The 6,491-nt window shown below is 58.6% G+C and carries 7 protein-coding genes and 1 pseudogene; 6 read left to right on the top strand and 2 right to left on the bottom strand.

Annotated features, from left to right (window positions below; all coding sequences use genetic code 11):
• From F8N21_RS29700 to F8N21_RS29675, 5 genes and pseudogenes are all read left to right on the top strand, one after another.
• Positions 1-595: pseudogene (locus tag F8N21_RS29700) on the top strand (terpene utilization protein AtuA); the annotation flags it as partial.
• Positions 592-1,752 carry an acyl-CoA dehydrogenase family protein gene (locus tag F8N21_RS29695; protein ID WP_150645513.1) on the top strand — a complete coding sequence of 387 codons (1,161 nt, stop codon included), beginning with the start codon at positions 592-594 and terminating at the stop codon, positions 1,750-1,752. The pseudogene F8N21_RS29700 and the gene F8N21_RS29695, both read left to right, overlap by 4 nt.
• 298 nt (positions 1,753-2,050) lie before the next feature.
• Positions 2,051-2,896, top strand: coding sequence for a GntR family transcriptional regulator (locus F8N21_RS29685; protein ID WP_224788317.1), 846 nt, complete (start codon positions 2,051-2,053; stop codon positions 2,894-2,896).
• A 223-nt stretch (positions 2,897-3,119) separates the two neighbouring features.
• Entirely contained in the window at positions 3,120-3,614 is a 495-nt protein-coding gene (locus F8N21_RS29680; protein WP_150645512.1) for a YbhB/YbcL family Raf kinase inhibitor-like protein, read from the top strand.
• Positions 3,615-3,993: 379 nt separating this feature from the next.
• A complete protein-coding gene (locus F8N21_RS29675) occupies positions 3,994-4,386 on the top strand; it encodes a helix-turn-helix domain-containing protein (protein ID WP_150645511.1) in 393 nt (130 codons plus the stop codon).
• 287 nt (positions 4,387-4,673) lie between these two features.
• Here the strand turns inward: F8N21_RS29675 and F8N21_RS29670 are convergent, their stop codons facing one another.
• A complete protein-coding gene (locus tag F8N21_RS29670; protein ID WP_150645510.1) occupies positions 4,674-5,417 on the bottom strand; it encodes an SPOR domain-containing protein in 744 nt (247 codons plus the stop codon).
• A 331-nt stretch (positions 5,418-5,748) separates the two neighbouring features.
• Here F8N21_RS29670 and F8N21_RS29665 point away from each other — a divergent pair, with 331 nt between their 5' ends.
• Positions 5,749-6,186, top strand: a complete 438-nt coding sequence (locus F8N21_RS29665; protein ID WP_150645509.1) for a hypothetical protein — start codon at positions 5,749-5,751, stop codon at positions 6,184-6,186.
• 191 nt (positions 6,187-6,377) lie between these two features.
• Here F8N21_RS29665 and F8N21_RS29660 read toward each other — a convergent pair.
• On the bottom strand, positions 6,378-6,491 hold a 114-nt coding region (locus F8N21_RS29660; RefSeq protein WP_150645508.1), incomplete at its 5' end, for an NAD(P)(+) transhydrogenase (Re/Si-specific) subunit beta.

The following is a 6,491-nucleotide window of genomic DNA, read 5'->3' as shown; positions in this document are numbered from 1 at the left end:
TGCGCTGGAGATGTACAGCCGCGAGTTCGCCGCCCCCGGCACGTCATGGTCGCCGGGCACGACCGGTTCAAGTGGCCGTCCCTCCGTGTCGCCGGTCTTGCGGCAGTTCGCCTGGCTCATTGCGAAAGAGCAGGTGACGCCGACGGTTACGCTCGGCGAGACGACGTTCACCGTGACGCTGCCGCCGCCATCACCGGAGGTGGGGCCGGAACGGCTGGCGCCCATCGAGGGTGCGCTGCCCGCCGGTCCACGCCAGACCGTGCCGCTGGTGAGAATCGCGCTCGGGCGAAGCGGCGACAAGGGCGACACGTCCAATATCGGCCTGATCGCCCGCCATCCGGCGCTGTTGCCGGTGCTGATCGAGCAGGTGACGCCCGAACGCGTGAAGGATTACCTCGGCCATCTGGTGCAGGGGCCGGTGCACCGCTACGAACTGCCCGGCATTCACGCCATCAACCTCCTGTGCGAGCGCGCGCTGGGCGGCGGCGGCATGGCCTCGCTGCGCAACGACCCGCTCGGCAAGGGCATGGCGCAGATGCTGCTCGACCTGCCGGTCGAGGTACCCGAAAGCCTGCTGCAGGAACTGTCCGCATGAATTTCGATTTATCGGACGACCAGCTCGCGATCCGCAACGCCATCGAGGCGATCTGCGCCGACTTCGGTGCCGATTACTGGCTCGAGTGCGAGCGCGACGGGCGCTGGCCGAGTGAATTCTGCGACACGATCGCCCGTGGCGGGTGGTTCGGCGTGACCATGCCCAAGGAGCATGGCGGCGCCGGCCTCGGCATCTCGGCGGCCGCAATGGTGATGCGCACCATTGGCAAGCTCGGCTCGGCGGCGGTGTCGTCGGTGCATCTGAACCTGTTCGGCCCGCAGCCCGTGGTCGTATTCGGCAGTGAGGCGCAGAAGCGGCGCTTTCTGCCGCCATTGATCGAAGGCACGGATCGCGCTTGCTTCGGCGTGACCGAGCCCAACATCGGCTCTGACACCACACGCATCAGAACCTTCGCGCGCCGCGCGGGCGACCGCTACATCGTCAACGGCCAGAAAGTCTGGACCTCGACCGCGCAGCACGCCAACAAAATCCTGCTGGTGGCCCGGACGACGCCGATCGAGGAATGCGCGAGGCCGATGGACGGCGTCACGCTGTTTTATACGGACCTCGACCGCGCGCACGTGCGCATCTGCGAGATCGAGAAGATGGCGCGCAAGGCCGTGGACTCGAACGAACTGTTCATCGACGGGCTGGAGATCCCGGTCGAGGATCGCATCGGCGAGGAGGGCCAGGGATTCAAGTACCTGCTGCACGGCCTGAACCCGGAGCGCATCCTCGTCGCGGCCTCGGCGCTCGGTGCTGCGCAGACGGCGCTGGCGAGTGCGACGGACTATGCCAGGGAACGCGTCGTGTTCGGGCGGCCGATCGGCATGAACCAGGCGATCCAGCATCCGCTGGCCGAATGCTGGATGCGCCTGCAAGCGGCCGAGCTGCTGATGTGGAAGGCGGCTGCGCTCTACGACGCCGGCAAGTCCTGCGGCGTCGAGGCCACGGCGGCGAAGTACCTGGCGGCCGAGGCCAGCTTCGAGACGTCATTGCGTGCGGTGCGCACCCACGGCGGATTCGGCTATGCCACGGAGTACCACGTCGAGCGCGGCCTGCGCGAAAGCGTGCTGCCCCTGCTCGCGCCGGTGACCCAGGAGCTCGCGCTGTGCTACGTCGCCGAGCAGGCGCTCGGCCTGCCGAAGTCGTATTGACCTGTGCAACACGAGACAAACCGCATCCCGAGTTTGAGAGCGCGACATGAGAATGAACATGGCCAGGAGGACAGTTTCATGAAGGGTTTGAGGGGAAGGTCGTGATCGTGGTCGGCGCCCCCGGCAAGGGCAACATGGGGCAGTGCATTGCCCGACGCTTCGCCGGCGAGGGCGCCAGCGTGGTTGTGGCTGGACGAGTTCGGCCAATTCGGAGTTCGCCAACGGTCAGCAGCCTCACTGCACACAAATGACGGCCAACGCCGGTCCTGATAACATAAACCTAATGTTAGGCATTTGGGTGAAAGACGGCGTGAACAAGCGGAACAGTCATGCAGACATCAGGATCGACCGACCGGAGCTGGGGGCCGAACGCGGCGTTGCGCAATATCAACGGTTAGCTTCCGTGCTGAGGCACCGGATCGCGAAGGGCGAATACCCGCTCGGCACGCAACTGCCGCCGATCACGAAATTGGCCCAAGACTTGGGCGTTGCCGTCGTGACCGTCCGGCAAGCGTACGAGCTGCTTTCCAAGGAAGGGCTGATCCGCAGCCAACGGGGTGTCGGCACCCACGTGGCTGCGCTGCCCGCCGCCACCGTCGACATCGAACTGGCAATCAACGATCCGTTCGCCGCGCCGCAGGCGCTTTCCTTCGAGATACTCGAAGTCCGGCATCACACCCAGTTGCCCCAAGAACTGCTTGGGTCGGACGATTGCTCGGCGGACGACAACGTGTGTGTCCGCAAGCTGCACACCTATTCCGGCGAGCCGTTCTGCTACGCCGAGATTTACGTGTCGACGGCGGTCTTCGAGTCGCTGCCCAAGGACATCGCCAGGAAAAGGAAGCTGCTCGCCGCGGTACTGGACGAACTGGGCGCGCGCGGCAAACGCGTGAGGCAACGCATTACCGTGATGCCTGCGGATTTTCCTTTGTGCGACCTGCTGAAGATCCCGTTTGCCTCGCCCGTGGCGAAAATGTCACGGTGCCTGGTCGACGGCAAAGGCAATGTGCTGTACGCCGGTCTCACCTGGTATCGGGGCGACCGCTACATCGCCGAGGTCGACTTCCCCGCGTCCACATTGAAGACCATGCCCGGGATGACCGAACCCCAACCGGGCGTGGTGGGTGAGCGCAAGCGGAACTAAAAGCGCTCATGCGGACCTCAGCGTAAACCCGGTGTGGCCGCTTCCGCCTTTTTCTTTGAAAAACCACCGCGAACTCGTTTTGCCAGGTTCGCGAGAGCTCATACTGTTCGGCCACGATCTCTGCTGTCACACCCATGAGGTGCTTGACGAAGGTCTTTTTTCATGTCAAAACTCCTAACATTAGGTCTTTAGGTTTATATCGCGTCAAATGAAAGGAAACGGCATGGGTAACTTCACAGTAACATCGCCTGAATTCAAAGATCAGGGTCCGCTGCAACGGGTGCATGAGTTCGATGGCTTCTACGGCACCGGCCAGAACCGTTCGCCCGCGCTGCAATGGCAGGGCGCGCCGGAAGGCACCAAGAGCTTCGCGCTGACGCTGTACGACCCGGACGCGCCCACCGGCAGCGGCTTCTGGCACTGGATCCTGTTCGACATCGATTCGTCGGTCACCCAGCTCGCCGCGGGCCTAGGCTCCAGCGACGCCACTGACCTGGGCGCCAGCGGCACTCAGGCCACCAACGACTACGGCACTGCCGGCTACGGCGGTCCCTGTCCGCCCACGGGCTTGCCCGCGCACCGCTACATCTTCACCGTGCACGCGCTGGGCGTGCCCAAGCTGGAGCTGCCGGCCGCCCCGACCAACGCGGTGGTGCGCTTCCTGATCTCCCAAAATACACTCGCCACGGCCACCCTGACCGGCCTATACAAACGCTGAGTGCGCGCCTTGTTGCGACTGTTTGAACGGCTCGCCAGCCTCAAGGCCTGGCTCGGCGCGGGCGTGGCGGTGTTGATGCTGGTGGTGGCAGCGCTGGAGTACTACTAGCCCCGGATGATCACCACCCAGGCCTTTCCTTGACGCGCCGGTGGTCACTCTGCGCGCGTCCATTCCCGCGCGCAGATTGCTGCCTGCCGGCCAGCAGGTTGGTCGGCGCGTGGCCAAGGAGGACAAAACTCGGCACCGTGGTGGCCGACACCGAGGGATCCGTCGGTCTCACTGCAGATGAGGACCACCGAAAATCCGCGCACATACTCGGGCCGTCGCAGCCATATCGATAAGCTATGAATTTTGCGAACTCATGGAGCAAGTTACTAAAATGAAGACGTTTGGTATGCGATTGAAGGAGGAGCGCACGGCTCTGGGACTCTCCCAGCAAGAGCTTGGCGCTCTGGGAGGGGTTTTGGCAAACGCCCAAAGTAAGTACGAGAAGGGATCCCGGTTTCCCAAGGCCGACTACTTGACGGCCATCGCAATCAGGGGAGTTGATGTTCTCTACCTTTTGACGGGGAAGAAGTCCCGGTTTAAAGAAGATCTGCCCGATGAAGAAACCAAAGTCATTGAGGATTACCGCCGCCTTAACCAAGGTGATCGGAATGCTATTGCACGGCTTGCGTCATCGCTTGCCGAGCTCACGGCACCGGGCAACAGTGACTCCGGACGCTGTAGTACTACATGGCCCCAAACTCGAGCACTCCAGCAAAAATCTTAGAATCTGCAAGGTCCGCTTTTGGCCCGATTTCTGCTTGTCACCATGAGGCGGCAATGACCCAAAGTAATCATTCAGTGGATCCACAAAATCGTGGAAAGCATCTTTCCACCAGTACAGATCGTTGAGAAAACAGTATCTGGAACCAGTGATTTCGGACTTTCAAGCGGTCATTCAGCCGGCGCCGGTGGCGCAAAACCGGCTCTTTGCAACTCATGAATGATCTTCTCTGGTTATCAGTAAATAGCCTACATGGCCTGGCCAAAAATCTGGATCCAAACCGAGCTATTTCAATTTCCCCTCATCAGCCATCCTCGAACTCCATAATTTTCACTCAAGTCCGTTAGGACGTAAGAGGCTTCCTGTTTTTGTCTATAGGGGCCGATGACAATAAAATCGTGTTCTCTGCGGATCACTGGCAAGGCCAAATGTTGAATTACTTTTATGGATCGTCGCCGACTCTGAGTATTTAAAGTTAGCTCGATCACCCAGAGGCCTTGGGGTGGACTGAGTTTAATTGGTTTTTTGGCGTGGCGAATCACTCCTCCACACGTTAGGCATGAGTCTTCCAGGACGAGTGATGATCCTGCTTTAGATTGGAATATATGCAATTTAGTGGCACTGATCTTTTTTCGCGAGAAAAGCGTCAAGAGTAAACCTGCAATTGCGATAAGGCCGCCGATGATGATTGCCAGCTTTGAAGAAAATAGTTGGGAAAGACGGTCGAGATAAGCTGGAATTTCGCTGCGAATAGCTGCGGGAAGCTTTACTGGGTGAGGCCGTTCTACACCCAGGGAAGCTGGGGGAGTGAGTGCCTTGGACGAAAGGCTGTCCAAAGGGGCCTTGTTCGAATCAGCCTCGGTTCGGGCAAATGAATCTATAGGCAGCTGATTGGAGTCAGCCTGCTCTTGTGAAGACGTTGGCGTAGTGGAGGCGGTTGTGCAGGAAAAGTCAGGACTGGTATAGGTCCACACCAATGCGGATAGCTGTCCCATTACTCCTGTGATCATAAAACCTAAACCAATCTTTCGCACAGCCAATCCCCCTATTGTTATAGATAGGAAGCTTAGTATCTATTTTATCAAAAAGACAGGAAAAATGACGTCATAAAAATGTCGATACAATTTCGAGGGATTACCGAGGACGTCCTATCGGTTCGACCTGATCAGAGGCGAGCTGGATTTGCTGGAAAAGAAATTAAGGCGCCTGCCGGCAGAACGTTTGTGGCCGCTTTCGACCCAATGTAGTAGTCAACTAATCCCGGCCTGAGACCGGTCATCGTAAGAAAATCATTCACGATCGAGCGTGCTAAAATTCAATGGGGGGGATTACTTCAATGCATCCTTTCAAATCGGGAGAATTACGATGAACATCGTATCCTCACTGGCGTTAGTGGTAACGGTTGGGTGGATCTCGGGTTGCGCAACAACAGCTGAAAACCAGATTGTCAACATCTCCCTGAACGCTACTCAGTACAACGCTAGTCATATCGCACAGGCGACATTGGCACCCATGGGAAACGACACTAATGTTTCGTTTTTCATTGGCAGAGTCCCAGGCTGGACAGCTCTACCCCCCCATATTTACACCTACATCTATTCTGGAACATGCGAGAGCTTGGGTCCAAAGCCTGCCTATGAGATGAATCAGACAGTGACTACCGCGCTCATGTCGCCTGCATGGCAGCTCTCGAAAAAGGCGCCTGTGGCGCTGAGCACGCTTCGTTCCGGTGGCTATGCCATTGTCTTGAGAGCCAGTCCGGAAGATGGTGGCTTGAATATTTTCTGCGGCAATATCACCTGACGCTACAGCAGAAAACGCAATGGTATGGCTCTGTCAAATCCACCTGATCGGTTAATAATAAAAATATTGGTAGGCGCGAACCGGTGGTCGAATGCCGACCCTTGATTTAGAGCCTTTGGTCGGTTCCTGCGGGCAATAAAAACCCCCAGCCTCTCGAGGCCGGGGTTTTTGGTATTGCGCGGGAGCAGTATTTATTCGACGGCTTTGACCATGTCTTCAATGACTTTCTTGGCGTCGCCGAACACCATCATGGTCTTGTCCAGATAGAACAGTTCGTTCTCCAGGCCGGCATAACCGCTGGCCAT

Origin of the sequence: Pseudomonas fluorescens (assembly GCF_902497895.1) — a bacterium.
GTDB lineage: Bacteria > Pseudomonadota > Gammaproteobacteria > Pseudomonadales > Pseudomonadaceae > Aquipseudomonas > Aquipseudomonas fluorescens_BP.
Note: the sequence above shows the minus strand (reverse complement) of the source record. Positions and strands in the feature narration are given on the sequence as shown.

Coding starts and splice junctions, on each gene's coding strand:
- F8N21_RS29680 (WP_150645512.1), top strand. CDS start 3,120: ATGGGTAACTTCACAGTAACATCGCCTGAATTCAAAGATCAGGGTCCG.
- F8N21_RS29695 (WP_150645513.1), top strand. CDS start 592: ATGAATTTCGATTTATCGGACGACCAGCTCGCGATCCGCAACGCCATC.
- F8N21_RS29665 (WP_150645509.1), top strand. CDS start 5,749: ATGAACATCGTATCCTCACTGGCGTTAGTGGTAACGGTTGGGTGGATC.
- F8N21_RS29675 (WP_150645511.1), top strand. CDS start 3,994: ATGAAGACGTTTGGTATGCGATTGAAGGAGGAGCGCACGGCTCTGGGA.